Raw genomic sequence first — 19,456 nt, 5'->3', positions numbered from 1 at the left:
CCAAGATCGCCCTCGGCTTCAGCATCGCCTTCTTCATCTTCCTGATGAACGCGCGCAGCGGCGTGCTCAGACCCCGGCCGGCCGCTCGGCGGAACCCCGTCAGACCCGCCGGAGAACAGCGACCACGCGACCCATCACCGTAGCGTCATCCCCCGGAATCGGGTCGAACGCCGGATTGGCCGGCATCAGCCACACATGCCCGTCCCGCTGCCGGTAGCTCTTGACCGTCGCCTCGCCGTCGATCATCGCCGCCACGATGTCGCCCACGTTCGCCGTCGGTTGCTGGCGGACCACCACCCAGTCGCCGTTGCAGATGGCTGCGTCGATCATCGAGTCGCCCTTGACCTCGAGCATGAAGACGTCGCCTTCGCCGACCAGTTCGCGGGGGAGCGGGAAGAACTCCTCCACCGCCTGCTCGGCCAGGATCGGTCCACCGGCGGCGATCCGGCCCAGCAGCGGCACGTACGCCGGGGTCGGCCGCGCGGACCGCAGCGCCTCGTCGTCGACCATCTCGCTGGGCGCGCGCACGTCCACGGCACGCGGCCTGTTCGGGTCGCGGCGCAGGAAGCCCTTCTTTTCCAGCTCCTTCAGCTGGTAAGCCACGCTTGACGGCGACACCAGACCCACAGCCTCGCCGATCTCGCGGACGCTCGGCGGGTAGCCGTAGCGTTCCACCCAGTCGCGGATGAACTCGAGGATCCGGCGCTGGCGTGCGGTCAGGTCCGCGGTGACCAGATCGGGGAACTGGCTGACCACCGGCGTCACACTGCGCAGCTGCGGCGCGTCACCGCTGCGGGCCCGGGACGGCGTGCGCCGGCGCATCGCCGCCTTGGTATTGGCGGCCTCTGGCTTCGAGTCATTCTGGTGTTGCCGGCTCGTCCGGTCGTCGGTCGACACGTTGGCCCTCCCTGTCGGCCAGTGCCTCATCGGCACGTGGTGCGCTCGCGGAGCCGGACATTCGCCCGTGGGGATGGACTTGTGCCCGGCTGACCCCTCTTGACCGAGAACCGTAACTGCGGGGTACGACATATTCAAACATCTGTACGACTTTCTCGCGGCGTGTCGCTCGGAAGTGCTCGACTTCCGTACGTCTGTTCTGATAGACCGTCGTACGGGCGTTCGATCGAACGCTTGTCCGAGGGACGTATGCGGAGAAAGGAATATGCCGTGGTGGTCACTGGTATGCGGCGGGTCGATGAGCCGGCCCCGTTGCGGTTGACCCGGCGGGGTCGCGTCGTCGTGCTGGCCTTCTTCATTCTTCTCGCGTCCTTGGCGAGCGCCGTGTTGTGGACCACAGCTTCCCGGGCCGAGAATCCCCCGTCCGGTCCCGCGCCCACCGTCGTGGTCCAGTCCGACGACACGCTGTGGGACATCGCCGCCCGCACCGACCCGGGTCGCAGCCCGCATGCCGTGGTGGCCGAGATCCGCCGGCTCAACGGTCTCGGTGACGACGAGATCGCCATCCACGCCGGTGACACTCTCGTGGTTCCCCGGACGCGTTGATCCACTGCGTTGATCATGTTGTTCCGGTGCTGGCCGTGACCGGTGCGGCACCCCTCGTGTTGAGGTAGAAAAAGCGGCGCGCCGACGCGCCGGTGAACTTGCATCGACGTCCGCAGCGGCATAACGTCAACCCCAACATCTAGTAGTTACAAGGGTGTAAGTCATCCACAGGTTGGGGTCGGGCAACCCCGTCATCCACAGGTTCGTCCACAGCCACAAGGCGGTTCTCACCGCTTCCGCGGCTGTCATTCGGCGTGCCTGGACGACGGTTCCGCGACGGCTCCGGCGACCTGGGTGGCAGCGCCCGGCGACAGGGGGATCTCGGTGCGGTGTCCGTATTGCCGGCACGCCGACTCACGTGTGGTCGACTCGCGTGAGGCCGACGACGGTCAGCTGATTCGTCGTCGCCGGTCGTGCCCGGAGTGCGGCAAGCGCTTCACCACGGTCGAGGAGGCCGTGCTCGCGATCGTGAAGCGCAACGGCGTCACCGAGCCTTTCAGCCGGACCAAGATCATGAGCGGTGTCCGCAAGGCCTGTCAGGGCCGGCCCGTCGACGAGGACTCGATCGCGCTGCTCGCGCAGAAGGTCGAGGAGACCGTCCGGGCCAAGGGCGCGGCCGAGGTGCCCAGCCACGACGTGGGTCTGGCCATCCTGTCGCCGCTGCGGGAGCTCGACCAGGTCGCCTATCTGCGCTTCGCGAGCGTCTACAAGTCCTTCGACTCGCTCGAGGACTTCGAACGTGAGCTCGCCGATCTGCGCGAGGCGGCGGCGGGATCCCGGCACACGGTGCCCGCCCGGCCCAGCGGTGGACGTCCGGCCAAATGGACGGAAACCCGTACCAAATAAGCCTTTTATCCAAGGCATGGCGACAGCCGTGCCCGAATGTCGGTAAGCGGATCGCGGTGGGGAAGCTGCGATCTATCGAGGGGGAGCACGAAATGGCCGGTGACGGTATGACAGCAGGCAGGCAGCGCAGTCGCGCGAGCAACGGGGGCGCCGCGGTCGGGGGGCTGCGGATCGAGCGCGTCTGGACGACCGAGGGCGTCCACCCGTACGACGAGGTGGAGTGGGAACGCCGCGACGTCGTCATGACGAACTGGCGGGACGGCTCGATCAACTTCGAGCAGCGCGGGGTCGAGTACCCCACCACCTGGAGCGTCAACGCGGCCAACATCGTCACCACCAAGTACTTCCGGGGTGCGGTCGGCACGGATACCCGCGAGTGGTCGCTCAAGCAGCTGATCGACCGGGTCGTCAAGACCTACCGCAAGGCGGGCGAGGACTACGGCTACTTCGCCAACCCGGGCGACGCGGAGATCTTCGAGCACGAGCTGACCTGGATGCTGCTGCACCAGGTGTTCAGCTTCAACTCGCCGGTCTGGTTCAACGTCGGCACCGCCTCGCCGCAGCAGGTCAGCGCCTGCTTCATCCTGTCTGTGGACGACTCGATGGACTCGATCCTGGACTGGTACAAGGAAGAGGGGCTGATCTTCAAGGGCGGCTCCGGCTCCGGCGTCAACCTCTCCCGCATCCGCTCCTCCAAGGAACTGCTCTCCTCCGGCGGCACGGCCAGCGGCCCGGTCAGCTTCATGCGCGGCGCCGACGCCAGCGCCGGCACGATCAAGTCCGGTGGCGCGACCCGCCGCGCGGCCAAGATGGTGATCCTCGACGTCGACCACCCCGACATCGAGGAGTTCGTCACCACCAAGGCCCGCGAGGAGGACAAGATCCGGGCCCTGCGCGACGCCGGGTTCGACATGGACCTCGGCGGCAGCGACATCGTCTCGGTGCAGTACCAGAACGCCAACAACTCGGTCCGGGTCAGCGACGAGTTCATGCGCGCGGTCGAGGAGGGCACGACCTTCGATCTGCGCGGCCGGCTGCACGGCGAGACGATCGAGAGCATCGACGCCAAGAAGCTGTTCACCGAGATCGCCAAGGCCGCCTGGGAGTGCGCCGACCCCGGCCTGCAGTACGACGACACGATCAACGACTGGCACACCAACCCGGAGACCGGCCGCATCACCGCGTCCAACCCGTGTTCGGAGTACATGTCGCTGGACGACTCGTCCTGCAACCTGGCCTCGCTCAACCTGATGAAGTTCCTCAAGGCCGACGGCGGCTTCGAGATCGAGAAGTTCGTCAAGAGCGTCGAGTTCGTCATCACCGCGATGGACATCTCGATCTGCTTCGCAGATTTCCCGACCCAGAAGATCGGCGAGACCACGCGGGCCTACCGCCAGCTCGGCATCGGGTACGCGAACCTGGGCGCCCTGCTGATGGCGACCGGCCACCCGTACGACTCGGAGTCGGGCCGCAGTGTCGCCGCCGCCATCACGTCGCTGATGACCGGCACGGCGTACCGCCGCTCGGCCGAGATCGCCGGCGTCGTCGGCGCGTACGACGGGTACGCCCGCAACGCCGACGCCCACAAGCGCGTCATGCGCAAGCACGCCGCGGCCAACGACGAGATCCGCCCGTCGGGCACCGTCGCCACCGCGATCGTCCGGGAGGCCACCAAGCAGTGGCAGAACGGCAACAAGATCGGTGACAAGAACGGCTGGCGCAACGCCCAGGCCTCCGTGCTCGCGCCGACCGGCACCATCGGCCTGATGATGGACTGTGACACCACCGGCGTCGAGCCCGACCTGGCCCTGGTCAAGTTCAAGAAGCTCGTCGGCGGCGGCTCGATGCAGATCGTCAACCAGACGGTCCCGCGCGCGCTGCGCAGCCTCGGCTACCCCGAGGAGCAGGTCGAGGCGATCGTCGAGCACATCGCCGACCACGGCATCGTGGTCGACGCCCCCGGCCTCAAGCCGGAGCACTACGCGGTCTTCGACTGCGCCATGGGCGAGCGGTCCATCGCCCCCATGGGCCACGTGCGGATGATGGCCGCGGTGCAGCCGTTCATCTCCGGCGCGATCTCCAAGACGATCAACATGCCGGAGTCGGCGACCGTCGAGGACATCGAGAACGTCCACTACCAGGGCTGGAAGCTTGGCCTCAAGGCGCTCGCGATCTACCGCGACAACTGCAAGGTGGGCCAGCCGCTGTCGGCGGCCAAGCCGAAGGTGACCGCCGAGACGCCTGCCGCCGAGGTGGAGCCGGTCGTGGAGAAGGTCGTCGAGTACCGCCCGGTCCGCAAGCGCCTGCCGAAGAAGCGCCCGTCGGAGACGGTCTCCTTCTCGGTCGGCGGAGCCGAGGGCTACCTCACCGCGTCGTCCTACCCGGACGACGGCCTCGGCGAGGTCTTCCTGAAGATGTCGAAGCAGGGCTCGACCCTGGCCGGGGTCATGGACGCCTTCTCGGTGGCGATCTCGATAGGGCTGCAGTACGGCGTCCCGCTCGAGACGTTCGTCAGCAAGTTCACGAACATGCGCTTCGAGCCGGCCGGCATGACCGACGACCCGGACGTCCGGATGGCCGCCTCGGTGATGGACTACATCTTCCGTCGCCTGGCCCTGGACTTCCTGTCCTACGACGCCCGCGCCGAGCTGGGCATCTTCACCGCCAAGGAGCGCGCGGCGCAGATCCAGGCCGAAGCCGCGGCCGAGGCATCGGGCGTCGACCTGGCCGGCATGGCGGCGTCCGCGCCGGTCTCCGCCCCGGTCGGTGCCGCATCGTCCCCGACGGCGACGATCCCCGCGGCCGACGCCGAGAAGAGCGCGCCGTCCCCGGTGGGCTCCTCGACGGAGCTGCTCGAAGTGGTGCTGGGCACGTCGGCCGACGCACCGCTGTGCTTCACCTGCGGCACGAAGATGCGCCCGGCCGGCAGCTGCTACGTCTGCGAGGGCTGCGGCTCGACCTCGGGCTGCAGCTGACCTCAAGGCAATGAGCTAGGCGTAAAGGGAGCCGGACCTCGCGGTCCGGCTCCCTTTCACTGCGGCGCGGCTACTGCTTCGGTGTCCAGCGCGGGTCGCGGCCGGTCAGCCCCAGCATCCGGTCCAGCACCGGCGCCGTCCGCGGCACCGGCACCTCCTCCCCGTACGCCTGCATCTCCCGCCCCAGCTCGGCCGTCTTGGCCACCTCCTCGTACAGGAAGTCCAGCAGCGCCTCATCCCAGCCGGCCGGCTGGCCGGTGGCCCGGGCCAGGTCCCAGCCGTGCACGACCACCTCGCCGATCGCCATCGCGCCGATCATCCGGGCCGGCAGTTCGTGCGGGCCGCCCATCGTGGTCATGCCCTGCCACGCGTCCGGCACCGACCAGGCCTCCACAAGCATCTCGAGCTGCCGTTCCACCGGGTCGCCGCCCGGTCGCGGCTCGCCGTCGGAGTGCCGGCTGGCCCGGGCCAGGCTCGGCCCCCAGTGCACCAGGTGGTCGATCAGGCCCCGGACGTCGTACTCCGAGCACGGTGTCGGGGCGGTGAGCTGGTCGGGCCGGATGCCCCGCAGGACGGCCACCGTCGGGGGAGCCGCCAGGGCGATGAGTTCGTGTTCCCGCATGAGCGCCGACGATAGGCGCCGCGCGCGCCGCCGTCTTGAAAAAACGCGACGCTAGGCTGCGGTCATGGTCCGGGATGCGCGCGAGCTCCGCGGTGCGTGGGCCACCTTCCAACGCCACTGGTACGGCGTCCCGGCCGCGGATCTGTCCCCTTTCGTCGCCGGCTACTGGGCCGCGGAGTGGGACCTGTGCGGGCAGCAGCCGTACGAGCAGAAAATCGTCCCGTACCCGAACGTGCAGTTGACCTTCCGCGACGGCGACGCGGTCGTCCGCGGCCCGGAGCGCGGGCATGTCGTCCGGGTCCTCGAAGGCCGCGGCCGGGTCTTCGGGGTGACGTTCCGCCCGGGCTGCTTCCGCCCGTTCCTGGGCGCGAGCGTCGCCACGATCACCGGCCGTACGCTCCCGGCCTCAGCCGTGTTCGGCCCTGGCTTGCCGCTTGGCGGGGAGAAGGAGGCCGTGGGCGGCTCGGGCCTGCCGCTTGGCGGGCAGAAGGAGGCCGTGGGCGGCTCGGGCCTGCCGCTTGGCGGGCAGAAGGAGGCCGTGGGCGGCCCGGGCCTGCCGCTTCGCCGGCAGAAGGAGGCCGTGTTCGGCCTTGACCCGCCGCAAAGTCAGCAGGAGGTCGAAGGCCTGCCGCAAGATCACCAGGAGGAAGGCGAGGATCTGCCGCAAGGTCAGCCGGAGGAGGTCGAGGGCTTGCCGCAAGGTCACCAGGAGGAGGTCGAGGGTCTGCCGCAAGGTCAGCAGCAGCTGGTCGAGGAATTCCTGCGGGCGCGGCTGCCGGCGCCCGATCCGCTGGCCGAGCAGGCCGCGGCCATCGTGGCCCTGGTGCAGGCCGAGCCGCAGCTCACCCGGGTCGACGCGCTCGCGGCCCGGGCCGGGATCGGGGTGCGCCGGCTGCAGCGGCTGTTCGCCGAGTATGTCGGCCTCGGCCCGAAGTGGGTGATCCGCCGCTACCGGCTGCACGAGGTCGGGGAGCGGCTTGCGTCCGGGGTGGACATCGACTGGGTGCGGCTCGCCGTCGAGCTGGGCTACGCCGACCAGGCGCACTTCGTCCGGGATTTCACGGCCATGGTCGGCGAGCCGCCCACCCGCTACGCCGAGCGCTACCCGCGCCGCTGACCCCGGCCCGCTGACGTCGGGCCGCTGACGTCGGGCCGCTGACGCCGGCCCGCTGACGCCGGCCCGCTGACGCCGGGCCGCCTGTCCCGGGCCCCTGACGCCAGGCAGGCGTTGACAGTCACCGATGTCTCCGATCGGATGGGGTCGTGAAGATCTTCGCGGCCGCCGTAGCAATGCTGACCATCCTGACCGGCTCGCCGGCCGTCGCGGCGGACCTACAAGGAGCGCAGAAGCCCATCCCACCCGCCGAGTTCGGCACCGACTGGGACGATCCGCGGACCGCCGCCCCACCCGTGGCGGTGCCGCCCGGTGCCGCCTGCGCCACGACCATCGTGGACACCGAGTTCCGTGACTTCACGCCGTACACCTCGACCTATGTGCCGGACTGCCGCGGACCGTGGGAAAAGGTCGTGCTGCGCCTGGAAGGCGCGGTCGCGGGCCGGCAGTTCGATCGGCTCGGCTACCTCAGGATCGGCGGGGTGACGGTTTTCAAGACCTCGACACCGGAGCCGTCGGTGGATGGCATCCGCTGGTCGGTGGAGAAGGACCTCACCGGGTACGCCGCCCTGCTCACCCGCCCGCAGCCGGTCGAGATGCTGATCGGCAACGTGGTGGACGACACCTACACGGGCGTCCTGGACGTGACCGTCAAGCTGACGTTCTACCGCGGGCGGGCCGCGCCGCGACCGGAAGTGCTGGCCGTCGACCAGATTTTGCCGCGTAACACCGAGCGGGTCTTCGCGGACGTGTACGCCACCGGCTCCGGCGGCGGCTGCGAGGAGTTCTGGTATCTGACCACGCCCACCGGTGTCCCGTACTCCTGTCCGGCCGACAACGGCCCGTACCGGGAGGTTCAGGTCCGCATCGACGGCACCCTGGCCGGCGTCGCGGCGCCCTACCCGCACGTCTACACGGGTGGCTGGTCCAACCCGTACCTCTGGTATGCCCTGCCGGCGCCGCGCGCTTTTGACATCCAGCCGATCCGGTACGACCTGACCCCGTTCGCCGGCCTGCTCACCGACGGTAAGGCGCACGCCATCACGGTGAACGTGCTGGGCGTGCCCGCCGGTCAGAGCGGCTGGGACGTGCCGACGACCCTGCTGGCCTGGCGTGATCACGGCAGCAGGCAGGTCACCGGGCGTCTGGTGGCGACCCGGGAGCAGCCGCTGATCAACAACTCCGTGTACACAGCCCCCACTCTCAAGACCACTGGCGGTCATGGCCTCACGGTCACCGGCTACGTCGACACCTCGCACGGCCGCGTCACCACGACCGTCGCCCGCACGGTGACCACCACCTCCACGCACACGTGGAACGCCGACGAGACCAACGACGCGCTGCGCGCTGTCTGGACCGACAAGGCGGGGGTCACGGTCCGCAACGGCCGGTCCCGGCCGTCCACCACGACCACGAGCCGGCGGTACGGCATGACGGGCGCGATCACGATCGACGACGCGGACCGCCTCACCACCACCATGAAGCTGGAGGACGCGGCCACCACGCCGGGCCGCGAACTGCTGGACACGTGGACGGGCCAGGCCTCGTGGACCCTGAACGTGCCCCGCGACCAGCGCCACGCCACCGGCACCTCGACCGAGCACTACCGCCTGCGCCGGCCCGGCCCCGACTACGACCGCACGATCAGCACCGTCAACGGGACCGTCATCACTGATCAACTGGCTTACGGTTCGCCACTTTAACGGTTAAGTTCGAGGGCGTGACCACAGCCGCCCCCGACCGTCCCCGCCTCGAGTCCGCGAAGGTCGCAGTCGGCGTCACCTTCGGCACGAACGGCCTGGCCTTCGCCGGCTGGCTGGCCCGCGCCCCCGCCGTTCGGGAGGACCTGGGTCTGAGCTCCGCCGGGCTGGGCCTGCTGCTGCTCTGCCTCTCCGGGGCGGCCATCGCCGCGATCCCGCTGGCCGGCCCGCTGGTGCAGCGCTTCGGCCCGGCCCGATCGGTGCTGCTCGGCAGCATGGCCGTGATGCTGGGCCTGGTCGGCATGGCCGCGGGCACCTACCTCGGCTCGGTGCCCCTGGCCGGCGTCGGCCTGGTCCTGCTCGGCGGCGGCAACAGCACCTGGGACGTGGCCATGAACGTCGAGGGCGCGGACGTCGAACGCCGCCTCGGCCGCACGCTGATGCCCCGCTTCCACGCCGGCTTCAGCCTGGGCACCGTGGGCGGCGCCGGGCTCAGCGCGGCCGCGGCGGCGGCCGGCGTCAGCGTCACCACGCAACTGCTCTGCACTGCGCTCGTCGGCACGGTCGTGATGATCGTGACCGTGCGGCGTTTCCTGCCGCACGTCGCGACCACGGCGGAGCAGCGCTCGGCCGGCCGGGTCCGGGACGCCTGGCGTGAGCCCCGCACCCTGCTGATCGGCCTGATCATGCTGGGCTTCGGCTTCACCGAGGGCGCGGCCAACGACTGGCTGGCGATCAGCCTGGTCGACGGCTACCACGCGACGGAAACGGTCGGCGCGATCGGCTTCGGCTTCTTCGTCTCGGCGATGACCCTGGCCCGCCTCTTCGGCGGCAACGCGATCGAACGCTGGGGCCGGGTGCGGGTCCTGCGCGGCACCGCACTGTCGGCCCTGATCGGCCTGCTGCTGGTGGTGTCCGGCGTCGGCGTGCCGCTGGTCCTGCTGGGAGCCCTGCTGTGGGGTGCGGGGGCGTCCCTGGGCTTCCCGATCGGCATGAGCGCGGCAGCCGACGACCCGCTGCGGGCGGCGATCCGGGTGTCGGTGGCGGGCTCGATCGGCTACGGCTCGTTCCTGGCGGGACCGCCCCTGATCGGCTTCCTGGCCGAGCACTTCGGGGTGCTGCGCGCCCTGCTGGTGGTCGTGGCGGCCATCTGCCTGGGCCTGGCCGCCTCGGGCGCGGCCCGGCCCCTCGCGCCGGCCAGAACCCCGGAATCCGAAACCGCCCCCAACTCCTGACCGCGCTCGCCCGAGCCGCTGCCGCCCCGGGCCCGCCTCCAACCCCCCACTCGAAAACCTCAGTGGCCGCCGCTGAGGAAGTCGCCGATCAGCGAGGCCAGCACCTCCGGCTGCTCGATGACCATCGCGTGCGAGGAGTCCTCGAGCTGCAGGTACCGCATCCGTGGATTGGCCCGGGCACCCGCCGCGGCCTGCTCCACGAGATACCGCCGGTGCGCCGCGTACAGGTCGGCGAAGGGCTCCTGCTCCGGCAGGTCACGGGTGGCCAGCACGGCCAGTGTCGGGGCCGGCGTGGTCGCGTACACCGGGCCGAGCTCCAGGTCGTTCATCAGCGCCCGCAGTTGCGCGGATGTCTCGGCGGACGGCCGCATGGTCGTCTCGCCGTCCTTGTGCACCAGGTTGCGCCGGAAGCCCTCGATCCACACCTTCTCGTTGGCGCCCATGTCCCGGGCCGCCATCTGCTGGCGTTCCACCAGGTCCGGGAGCTCCTCCGACGGGATCGTCCGGCCCATCCCGGCGTGCATGGTGTCGAAGACCGTGGTGAGCCGGGCCAGCTCTGCCGCCGCTTTCTCCGGGTCGAGACCGGGCAGCTGGCCGGGCCGGGTCGGCGGCGGGTTGCCGTCCAGGCTCACCACGCCGGGCGTCTCCGGGTGCCGCTGCCCCCACAGCACGGCCAGCATCCCGCCGAGCGAGTGTCCGACCACCGCGGGCCGGTTGAGCTCCAGCTGCACGGTCACCGCGGCGATGTCGCCGAGCGCCGCGTCCCAGGACCACGGACCGTCGCCGGAGCGCCCGTGCCCGCGCAGGTCCAGCGTGATGACCCGGTGCCGGGGGCGCAGGGCCCGGGCGAGCGTGGTCAGCATGGCCAGGTTGCCGCCGGCGCCGTGCAGGAGCAGCAACGGCGGCTGCTCGCCACCGAAGTCCCGGACGGCGACAGGCAGCTCACCGGCATCGACCAGTCGATCGTTGATCACAACATCTCTCCTCAAGACTCGCTCTGCAGCCGGTCCCGCACGGCCGCGGAAGGGACTCCACCATCGGGATGGCGCGGCAGCCGTCCCCGCCGGACCAGGTCGTGCACACCTTGGCGGGTGATACCGAGCATGGCTCCGGCCGTGGCGTAGGACACCGATTCCGCGGACGGATGCCCGACCCGCCGGGCGACCACCCCGCCGAGCGGCGTGCGCCACCAGTCGACCGGAGGGTCGAAGGCGCTGTCGCCCGGATACAGCGTCGCGATGAGCCGTACGGCCGCTCGCACCGCGGTGGTGTCGTCGCCGTCCAGCAGCTGCGTCGCCCACTGCCCGGCGCGACGCCGCACGAGCCGGCGCAATGCTTCCACCGCGTCGTCGCCTTCGAGCAGGACCTCCAGCGGGTCCAGCAGGCGGATGTCGAGCAGCCGGACGATCTGCTCGATCAGCGCGGTCCTCGACGGCATGCAGGTATGCAATCGCTCCTTGACACCTGGTGTCAAGTGATCGCCGGCTGGCTAGGGTGGAGCGGTGGACAAGGATCCGCGGATCGAGGCCGCGCACGCCGCCGCGGTCGCCGCCGGTCAGGCCGGTTATCTCGACCCGGACACCGGGCTCTTCGTGCTCACCGCGGCTTTCCTGGCCAAGCGGGGGACCTGCTGCACCCGGGGCTGTCGTCACTGTCCGTACGCTGATCGTTCCTGAGTTGGGGCTTTCGTCCCCAGCCTCGCGCACAGTACGGTGTGCCCCGAAAGTCGGGAGGACCCCTCGTGCGTTCGCGTCTCATCGCCCTCGGCGCGGCAGCCGCGCTGCTGTTGCCGGCCGGCTGCACGGACAAGAAGGACGAGACCGCGGCCATGCCTCCGGTGCAGGTCGTGCAGCAGCCCGCCGCCTCGGCCGGTGGCGCCTGCATCCTCTGGGACTACGCCTTCATCGAGCAGAAGCTGGGCGTCGCCTTCAGCATCGCCGCCTCCGACCAGATCGACGACACGTCCACCTGCGTGGTGCAGACCGAGACCGCCGCCTGGCCGGACCTCGCGCTCTCCGTGGTGGAGAGCACCAAGGCCGACGCCGAGCTGTTCACCGAGGAGCTCATGCCGGCCAAGGCCACCAAGCTCAAGGGCCTCGGCAAGGCCGGCTACCGGCTGGTGACCAAGGCCACCGGCGGGCACGGACCCACCGTCGAGATCGGCTGGCTCAGCGAGGCCGAGCAGCTCCAGACGCTGCGCTTCACCTTCCCGAAGGACGCGCAGCGCGACGCCGTCGACGACCTCGCGCCCAAGCTGCTCGACCTGGCCAAGGCGATGGACACCACCGACGGCTGACGCGGGACGGCTCAGCGGGCGTCGACGAAAACCCGCGACGCCACCTCACGCGGCAGCCGGATCTTGTCGCCGGAGCGGTCGATCGTCACACCGTCGCGCTCCTGCGCCACCGTCACGGTCGCACCCGGGTCGATGCCGGCCGCGTGCAGCTGGCGCAGCACCCCGGCGTTGGTCTGCACGCTCTCGCAGATCCGGCGCACCACGACACTGCCGGTCAGCCCCGGGAACGCCAGGTTGCGCTCACCCGCATTGATCACGGTCGAGCTGCTCTCCAGCGGCTCCTCGGCCGGCAGGCCGAGCACCTCGAGGCCGGGGATCGGGTTGCCGTACGGCGACCGGGTCGGCTTGTTGAGCAGCTCGTAGACCTTGCGCTCGACGGAGTCGCTCATCACGTGCTCCCACCGGCAGGCCTCCTCGTGGGCCTCCTCGTAGGGCATCCCGATGACGTTGACCAGCAGCAGCTCGGCGAGTCGGTGCTTGCGCATGACCGCCACGGCGGCGACCCGGCCCTCCTCGGTGAGCAGCAGGTGCCGGTCGTTCTCCACGGTCAGCAGCCCGTCGCGCTCCATCCGGGCCACGGTCTGGCTGACGGTGGGGCCGCTCTGGTGCAGGCGCTCGGCGATGCGGGCCCGCAGCGGAGGGACGCCCTCCTCCTCCAGTTCGAGGATGGTGCGCAGGTACATCTCCGTGGTGTCGACGAGGTCTACGTGATGTACCTTCGTGTCGGACTTCTTGGTTGACGTGTTGTGAGTCCGCGCCATCGGTACTGACCTCCCGGAGTAAGCGTGCCTGTCAAGGGTAGTCGAGCCGGGATCTCCTGCCGAATCTCCCGGGCGCGGAGCGCGGCGCCGGCACCCAGCGGGCCGGCTGCCTGACGCCGGCGACGAGCCGGCCGGCGAGTCGGGCGGCCGGGCATCGAGGTCGGGCGGATGGTCGGCAACGACATCAGTGCCCGCACTCTATCCAACCGGGCCGTCCGCGAACCGGCGCCATGCTTGCAGCGTCGGTGCACCCCCCGATTGTTCCCGCCGGCGTGGCAGCATGAGGCTCATGGCGGAGTCGACGGCGGTGGTCTGGGACGAGGCGCTGCTCGCGTACGACATGGGGCACCACCCGATGAATCCGGTGCGGGTCGAGCTCACCATGGCGCTCGCCCGGGAGCTGGGCGTGCTCGACCGCCCCGGGGTGCGCATGGTCGTGCCGGAGCCGGCCGACGACGCGGCGTTGCTCCGGGTGCACCGGCCGGACTATCTGGAGGCGGTGCGGCTCGCCCCGCACGATCCCTTCTTCCGTGGCTGGGGCCTCAACACCCCGGACAATCCGGTCTTCGAGGGCATGCACGAGGCGAGCGCGCGGATCTGCGGCGCCACCCTGGCCGCGGCCGAGGCGGTGTGGAGCGGCGCGGCCACCCGGGCGGTCAACGTCTCCGGCGGCTGATCCCTCGGCCTGGACCGGCGACTGGCCGGATACTGCGCCACTCCGGCCCCGGTGTTGCGGTTGGGTGACGCCGGGACGCGTACCCAAAGGGTCAGGTTTTTTCGACAGACGCGGACGTCGAGCGACTCGGCGAAGGGGCGACGATTGCTGTCTTCAGGGATGCGGCGTAGACGTCTACGTAGGGGCGGCCGGTCAGGGTCATCAGTTCGTACATGATCTCGTCGGTCACCGCCCGCTCGACGAAGCGGTCGCCCAGGGAGTTCGCGTAGCGGGAGAAGTCCAGCGGGGCGCCGAAGCGGATGCGGACTCGCTTGATCTTGGGGATCAGTTTGCCGGTCGGCTGGATCTCGTCGGTGTTGAGCAGGGCGACCGGCACGACCGGGGCCCCACTCTCCAGGGCGAGGCGGGCCACGCCGGTCTTGCCGCGGTAGAGCCGGCCGTCCGGCGACCGGGTGCCCTCGGGGTAGATGCCCGCGATGTTTCCGCCGCGCAGCACCCGCAGCTGGGTGTCCAGAGCCGCCCGGGCCGCCTTGCCGCCCGAACGGTCCACCGGGATCGTCCCCGTGCTGACGAAGAACTGTCGCATGAGCCAGCCTTTGATCCCCTTACCGGTGAAGTACTCCGCTTTGGCGACGAACGTCACCCTCCGTTTCACCAGCAGGGGTGTGAAGATCGAGTCGGAGAAGGAGAGGTGATTGCAGGCCAGGATCACCGGTCCGCTCCGCGGTACGTGGTGCAACCCCTCCACATCGGGGCGGAAGAGGCATTTCAGGACGGGTCCCAGCACGACGTACTTGAGCAGCCAGTAGAACACCGGTGTCCTTTCCCGCGCGCCACGGTCTGTGGCCACCGAAAGCGTACGAAGCGGGAGCGGCACGCCACAACGCACTCCCGGAACCGGCATGTCACGTGTCACCATTCAAGGCACGGTCGGCCGGGCGCAGCTGAACGGGTACCGAATCCGCCGGACGGGGCGGGCACAGCGCGCGACGGCGCGAAGCGAGGAGTGAGCAGGGTGTCAGCGGGTGGCGCCCGCCGCGGGCGGCGGGACAACGGGCTCGACGCGGCCGACTACGCGGCCGCGGGCGACGTGGATCCCCGCGTCGGTGAACACCTCCTGGACGTGCTGGCCGCCGGCGGTATCGCGGCCTATCTGCAGCCGTCCGCCGACCTCAATCCGATCCTGCGCGCCACGACGTTCCCGGCCCGGCCCACCGATCGGCTCTACGTCGACCGCACCCACCTGGCCACGGCCCGGGAGCATCTGCACAAGCTGACCGGCGGGGTGGGACCGACCCCGGTCACGCCGAAGTCCGAGACCCGCACCGACCAGAGCACCGTCGATGCCGAATGGGCCAAGATCGTTGCCGGTTTCCACACTCCGATCGATCCGACGGCCCCGCCGTGGCCGGCGTCCGAGGGTGTGGATCCGACCCGCGCGCCGGACCTGCCGCCGGCTGATCCGCCGGAGCAGCCGCGACGGCCGGGCGGCACCCTGCCGTCGGCCGCCGACTTCTCGGGCGTCTCGCTCAACCGCCGCCGTACGGATGAGCCGTCCCTGCTCGACGGGCTGGACACGTTCGGCACCGGCGCGGGCACGGATGACGACGACACCGACGAGGACGACGAGCGCTACACCCCGCCGCCTCCGCCGCCGCTGCCGCACATCTCGAAGTACGCGGTCGCCGGTGTGCTCGGCGTGGTGCTCGGTTTCCTGCTGTTCCTGTTCCCCTGGCTGCTGCCGATCGAGCGCAACTTCGTCACTCTGATCGGCTTCACCGCGATCGTCGGCGGCGCGGTCACACTGGTCTGGCGGCTGCGCTCGGGCGACGACGACGATGACTTCGACGACGGCGCAGTGGTCTGAAGCAGGCCCGGAGAAGGACATAGATCACTGCCGTTGTTCCTCTCGGTAGCCATCGCGTAACCTTTCGTGGATGCGCCAGAGCTCGCTCGTGGTCGTCGCCAACCGCCTTCCGCTGGATGACAGTGCCGCCCCGGACGGTGCCTGCGAATGGCGGCGCAGCCCCGGCGGCCTCGCCAGCGCCCTGCACGCGATCCTCGAGCAGACCCCGGCGACCTGGGTCGGCTGGAACGGCGGCATCAACAGTGCCCCCGCCCTGCCGGACATCGGCTCCCTGCGGATCCGCCCGGTGGCACTGTCCGAGGAGGAGCTTCGCGGCTACTACGAGGGCTTCGCCAACTCGACCCTCTGGCCGCTCTACCACGACGCCGTCGAGCAGCCCGTCTTCGACCGGCGCTGGTGGGAGACGTACCGGGACGTGAACCGGCGCTTCGCCGAGGCGGCCGCCGAGGTGGCCGAGCCCGGCGCCGCGATCTGGATCCAGGACTACCACCTGCAACTGGTCCCACAACTGCTGCGCGAGCTGCGCCCCGACGTGCTCATCGGCTTCTTCCTGCACGTGCCGTTCCCGCCGCCCGAGCTGTTCATGCAGCTCCCCCGCCGGGTCGAGCTGCTGCGCGGGATGCTCGGCGCGGACCTGGTCGGCTTCCAGCGCCCGCAGGCCGCGCACAACGTCGCCCAGCTGGCCACCAAGCTGCTCGGCGCGCAGTCCACCGACGACCAGATCACCCTGGACGGTCGGGTGGTGCACACCGGCGCGTTCCCGGTCTCGATCGACGTCAGCGAGATGCAGGCGCTGGCCGCCCGCCCCGACATCGTCGAGCACGCCGAGCAGCTGCGCACCGACCTGGGCCGGCCGCGGCGGGTGCTGCTCAGCGTGGACCGGCTGGACTACACCAAGGGCATCGAGCACCGGCTGACGGCGTACAGCGAGCTGCTGCGGGACGGCCGGGTCAAGGTGCACGACACCGTCCTGGTCCAGGTGGCCGTGCCGAGCCGGGAACGCGTCGACAGCTACCGGGTGCTGCGGGACCGGATCGAGGGCGAGGTGGGCCGGATCAACGGCGAGTACGGCCGCGTCGGCGAGCCCGCCATCCACTACCTGAACCAGCCGTTCGACCGGGCCGACCTGGCCGCGCTCTACCTGACCGCCGACGTCATGGTGGTGACCCCGCTGCGTGACGGCATGAACCTGGTCGCCAAGGAGTACGTGGCCGCCCGCGCCGCCGGCACCGGGGCGCTGGTGCTCAGCGAGTTCGCCGGGGCGGCGGCCGAGTTCGAGGACGCGTTCCTGGTCAACCCGCACGACGTGGACGGGCTCAAGGCGACGCTGCTGGACGCGCTCGACGCCGACCCGGCGGACCTGCGGCGGCGGATGCGGGCGATGCGTGACCATCTGACCCGCTACGACATCCTCGCGTGGGCGCGCGCCTACCTCACCGCTCTTGACCACTCGGGGCGCCTGGCGGCGGGCCTGCGCCGCTGAGGCGTTGCCGATAACGAACATGTTCGCTACGATCGTGTTCATGAGTCCCCGCCGCGTCCCTGTCAGCCGCCGTGATCGTCCGGCCAAGGCCCCCCTGAGCCGGGAGGTCCTGGTGGCGACCGGGCTGCGGGTGATGCGGGAGGAGGGCCTGGAACGACTCACCATGCGCCGGCTGGCGAGCGAGCTGGAGACCGGCCCGGCCTCGCTGTACGTCTACGTCCGCAACACCGCCGAACTACACGGCGCACTGCTGGACGAGTTGCTGGCCGACCTCGACTTCTCCGGCGAGCTGATCGACCTGCTGTACGAGTACACCGTCCTGCTCTTCGGGTATCCCAGCCTGGCGCGTTCCGTGCTGACGCTGCGCCCGAGCGGACCGCACTACCTCCGCCTGATCGACACGATCCTCGGGCTCCTGCTCGCCGAAGGAGTGCCGGTCCGCCAGGCCGCCTGGGGTGTCGACCTGCTGCTCCAGCACGCCACCGCGGTCGCCGCCGAGCAGGGCAGCCGAGACGAGGCCACCGAGGCCGCCGGCGAGGAGGAGGAACTCGCGGCCGTCGTCCGTGAGGCCGACGCCGCCACCTACCCGCACATCCACCGCACCCGCGACGAGCTGCTCTCCGGCACCGGCGAGCAGCGCACCCGCTGGGCCTTCGCCGCCCTGATCAAGGGGCTGAGCAGCGCCCCGTCAGGGGGCTGAGCAGCGCCCCGTCAAGGAGCTGAGCAGCGCCCCGTCAAGGAGCTGAGCAGCATCCCGGCCGGCTGACCGAGCCGTGCCCGTTACGAACATGTTCGTCACGAACGCGTACTCACTGGAGGCATCATGCACACGCCCACCGTCACCATCGTCGGAGCCGGCCTGGGCGGGCTGGTCCTGGCCCGCGTCCTGCACGTCCACGGCATCCCCGCCACGATCTACGAGCTCGACGACTCCCCCGCCGCCCGCACCCAGGGCGGCATGCTCGACATCCACGACTACAACGGCCAGGTCGCCCTGCGCACGGCCGGGCTGATCGACGAGTTCCGCGCCATCATCCACCCCGGCGGCGAGGCCACCCGGGTCCTGGACCGGCACAACACCGTGCTGCACGAGGACGCCGACGAGGGTGACGGCACCCGCCCGGAGGTCGACCGCGGGGACCTGCGGCGGATGCTGCTGGAGTCGCTGCCGGCCGGCACCATCCACTGGGGCCGCAAGCTCACCGGCGCCCGGGCTCTCGGCGACGGCCGGCACGAGCTCAGCTTCGCCGACGGCCCCACGGTGGTCAGCGACGTCCTGGTCGGGGCGGACGGCGCCTGGTCACGGATCCGGCCGCTGCTGTCCGACGCCCGGCCGGCGTACGCGGGAGTGTCGTTCGTCGAGATCGACCTGCTCGACGCCGACGCCCGGCACCCCGGGCCGGCCGCGGTGGTCGGCGCCGGCATGCTGTTCGCGCTCGGCGCGGGCAGGGGTTTCCTGGCCCACCGGGAGACCGACGGCAGCCTGCACGTCTACGCCGCGGTCAGCACACCGCAGGAGTGGATCGCCGGCGTCGACTTCACCGACCCCGCGCGGGCCAGGGCGGTCCTGCTGGAGCAGTTCGCCGGCTGGTCACCCGAACTGCGGGCGCTGATCACCGAGGCCGACGGCGACCTGCACCCGCGGGCCATCCACGCGCTGCCGATCGAGCACCGCTGGGAGCGCGTGCCCGGGGTGACGCTGCTGGGCGACGCCGCGCACCTCATGTCCCCGTTCGCCGGCGAAGGGGCCAACCTGGCCATGCTCGACGGCGCCGCGCTCGGCACGGCCATCGCCGCGCACCCCGGCGACATCGAGGCCGCGCTTTCCGCGTACGAGAAGGAGCTCTTCCCCCGCAGCGCGGAGGCCGCCCGGGAGGCCGCCGACAACCTGGCGCTCTGCTTCGACGACAACGCGCCGCAGAGCCTCGTCGACCGGTTCGCCGCCTATGCCGAAGCGCGGTGAGACGGTCAGCCGGCGAGCTCCTTGGTGAGCCAGTCCAGGATCGCGTCGATCGGCTCCGGCCAGTTGGTGTCGAGCATCAGGTCGTGGGCCATGCCGGGGAACAGCAGCGGGGCCGCGCCGAAACGGGCCGCCGTACGGTCGAGCGCCTTGCGCGGCACCACCCGGTCGGCGGGTCACCGACCGGAGCCGCCGGCGAGGTCGCGAACAGCACCTGCCGGTAGATCGCGGCCGGGGTGCGCTCGAGCTTCGCCCGGTAGGCGTCGGCCTCGGCCAGCCCCGCGCTGAACAGCTGCTTGCGGCTCAGCCGGGGCGCCGCCCCGAAGAGTGCGGGCAGCGTGCCGAGCGGATTGGCGCGCAGCGCGGCGCCCAGTGCCGACCAGCCCTCCGGCACCGGCGAGGCCAGCACCGCGGCCCG

At 70.8% G+C, this 19,456-nt stretch carries 18 protein-coding genes and 2 pseudogenes; 13 read left to right on the top strand and 7 right to left on the bottom strand.

Annotated elements, in window-relative coordinates; genetic code table 11:
- Positions 1-99 precede the first annotated feature (99 nt).
- Positions 100-822: a transcriptional repressor LexA gene (gene lexA / locus AB0C29_RS06040; RefSeq protein ID WP_360550537.1), complete on the bottom strand. Its 723-nt coding sequence runs from the start codon at positions 820-822 to the stop codon at positions 100-102.
- A 345-nt stretch (positions 823-1,167) separates the two neighbouring features.
- On the opposite strand from lexA, the gene AB0C29_RS06035 reads away from it, so the two are divergent.
- From AB0C29_RS06035 to AB0C29_RS06025, 3 genes are all read left to right on the top strand, one after another.
- The gene (locus tag AB0C29_RS06035; RefSeq protein ID WP_360549664.1) at positions 1,168-1,503 is read left to right on the top strand and encodes a LysM peptidoglycan-binding domain-containing protein; all 336 of its coding nucleotides are present in this window, start codon (positions 1,168-1,170) and stop codon (positions 1,501-1,503) included.
- A 324-nt stretch (positions 1,504-1,827) separates the two neighbouring features.
- On the top strand, positions 1,828-2,349 hold the full coding sequence (nrdR, locus tag AB0C29_RS06030) for a transcriptional regulator NrdR (RefSeq protein WP_360815804.1): 522 nt from the start codon (positions 1,828-1,830) through the stop codon (positions 2,347-2,349).
- A 92-nt stretch (positions 2,350-2,441) separates the two neighbouring features.
- Positions 2,442-5,324: a vitamin B12-dependent ribonucleotide reductase gene (locus tag AB0C29_RS06025; protein WP_360815801.1), complete on the top strand. Its 2,883-nt coding sequence runs from the start codon at positions 2,442-2,444 to the stop codon at positions 5,322-5,324.
- 70 nt (positions 5,325-5,394) lie between these two features.
- On the opposite strand, the gene AB0C29_RS06020 is transcribed toward AB0C29_RS06025, so the two are convergent.
- Complete coding sequence (locus tag AB0C29_RS06020) at positions 5,395-5,946, bottom strand: TIGR03086 family metal-binding protein (protein ID WP_360815799.1); 552 nt, start codon at positions 5,944-5,946, stop codon at positions 5,395-5,397.
- A 64-nt stretch (positions 5,947-6,010) separates the two neighbouring features.
- Here AB0C29_RS06020 and AB0C29_RS06015 point away from each other — a divergent pair, with 64 nt between their 5' ends.
- The 3 genes from AB0C29_RS06015 (at position 6,011) to AB0C29_RS06005 (ending at position 9,995) form a co-directional block, all read left to right on the top strand.
- On the top strand, positions 6,011-7,063 hold the full coding sequence (locus AB0C29_RS06015; protein ID WP_360815796.1) for a helix-turn-helix domain-containing protein: 1,053 nt from the start codon (positions 6,011-6,013) through the stop codon (positions 7,061-7,063).
- A 146-nt stretch (positions 7,064-7,209) separates the two neighbouring features.
- Positions 7,210-8,763: a peptide-N4-asparagine amidase gene (locus AB0C29_RS06010; RefSeq protein WP_360815794.1), complete on the top strand. Its 1,554-nt coding sequence runs from the start codon at positions 7,210-7,212 to the stop codon at positions 8,761-8,763.
- A 17-nt stretch (positions 8,764-8,780) separates the two neighbouring features.
- Positions 8,781-9,995, top strand: coding sequence for an MFS transporter (locus AB0C29_RS06005; RefSeq protein WP_360815792.1), 1,215 nt, complete (start codon positions 8,781-8,783; stop codon positions 9,993-9,995).
- A gap of 59 nt (positions 9,996-10,054) precedes the next feature.
- On the opposite strand, the gene AB0C29_RS06000 is transcribed toward AB0C29_RS06005, so the two are convergent.
- Complete coding sequence (locus AB0C29_RS06000) at positions 10,055-10,969, bottom strand: alpha/beta hydrolase (RefSeq protein ID WP_360815789.1); 915 nt, start codon at positions 10,967-10,969, stop codon at positions 10,055-10,057.
- 11 nt (positions 10,970-10,980) lie between these two features.
- Positions 10,981-11,433, bottom strand: a complete 453-nt coding sequence (locus AB0C29_RS05995; RefSeq protein WP_360815786.1) for a hypothetical protein — start codon at positions 11,431-11,433, stop codon at positions 10,981-10,983.
- 64 nt (positions 11,434-11,497) lie between these two features.
- On the opposite strand from AB0C29_RS05995, the gene AB0C29_RS05990 reads away from it, so the two are divergent.
- Positions 11,498-11,671, top strand: coding sequence for a DUF5522 domain-containing protein (locus tag AB0C29_RS05990; RefSeq protein ID WP_360815783.1), 174 nt, complete (start codon positions 11,498-11,500; stop codon positions 11,669-11,671).
- 65 nt (positions 11,672-11,736) lie between these two features.
- The gene (locus AB0C29_RS05985) at positions 11,737-12,291 is read left to right on the top strand and encodes a hypothetical protein (RefSeq protein ID WP_360815781.1); all 555 of its coding nucleotides are present in this window, start codon (positions 11,737-11,739) and stop codon (positions 12,289-12,291) included.
- Positions 12,292-12,302: 11 nt separating this feature from the next.
- Here the strand turns inward: AB0C29_RS05985 and AB0C29_RS05980 are convergent, their stop codons facing one another.
- Positions 12,303-13,052, bottom strand: a complete 750-nt coding sequence (locus AB0C29_RS05980) for a metal-dependent transcriptional regulator (protein ID WP_360815778.1) — start codon at positions 13,050-13,052, stop codon at positions 12,303-12,305.
- Between the two features lie 289 nt (positions 13,053-13,341).
- Here AB0C29_RS05980 and AB0C29_RS05975 point away from each other — a divergent pair.
- Positions 13,342-13,725, top strand: a pseudogene (locus AB0C29_RS05975) (acetoin utilization protein AcuC); the annotation flags it as partial.
- Positions 13,726-13,819: 94 nt separating this feature from the next.
- On the opposite strand, the gene AB0C29_RS05970 reads toward AB0C29_RS05975, so the two are convergent.
- Positions 13,820-14,542, bottom strand: a complete 723-nt coding sequence (locus AB0C29_RS05970) for a lysophospholipid acyltransferase family protein (RefSeq protein ID WP_360815807.1) — start codon at positions 14,540-14,542, stop codon at positions 13,820-13,822.
- Between the two features lie 201 nt (positions 14,543-14,743).
- Between AB0C29_RS05970 and AB0C29_RS05965 the strand changes: the two genes are divergently transcribed.
- The 4 genes from AB0C29_RS05965 to AB0C29_RS05950 all read left to right on the top strand — a co-directional run bounded on the left by AB0C29_RS05965 (position 14,744) and on the right by AB0C29_RS05950 (position 19,041).
- Positions 14,744-15,595 carry a DUF308 domain-containing protein gene (locus AB0C29_RS05965; protein ID WP_360815775.1) on the top strand — a complete coding sequence of 284 codons (852 nt, stop codon included), beginning with the start codon at positions 14,744-14,746 and terminating at the stop codon, positions 15,593-15,595.
- Between the two features lie 70 nt (positions 15,596-15,665).
- Positions 15,666-17,078 (top strand): trehalose-6-phosphate synthase, encoded by a 1,413-nt coding sequence (locus AB0C29_RS05960; RefSeq protein WP_360815773.1) that lies wholly within the window; start codon positions 15,666-15,668, stop codon positions 17,076-17,078.
- 40 nt (positions 17,079-17,118) lie between these two features.
- Positions 17,119-17,778 (top strand): helix-turn-helix domain-containing protein, encoded by a 660-nt coding sequence (locus tag AB0C29_RS05955; RefSeq protein WP_360815771.1) that lies wholly within the window; start codon positions 17,119-17,121, stop codon positions 17,776-17,778.
- 123 nt (positions 17,779-17,901) lie between these two features.
- Positions 17,902-19,041 carry an NAD(P)/FAD-dependent oxidoreductase gene (locus tag AB0C29_RS05950; RefSeq protein WP_360815768.1) on the top strand — a complete coding sequence of 380 codons (1,140 nt, stop codon included), beginning with the start codon at positions 17,902-17,904 and terminating at the stop codon, positions 19,039-19,041.
- Between the two features lie 76 nt (positions 19,042-19,117).
- Here the strand turns inward: AB0C29_RS05950 and AB0C29_RS05945 are convergent.
- Positions 19,118-19,456, bottom strand: a pseudogene (locus AB0C29_RS05945) (hypothetical protein); the annotation flags it as partial.

This window comes from Actinoplanes sp. NPDC048791, assembly GCF_040650095.1.
GTDB lineage: Bacteria > Actinomycetota > Actinomycetes > Mycobacteriales > Micromonosporaceae > Actinoplanes.
The sequence above is the reverse complement of the archived record's forward strand: the minus strand, read 5'-3'. Positions and strand labels throughout refer to the sequence as shown.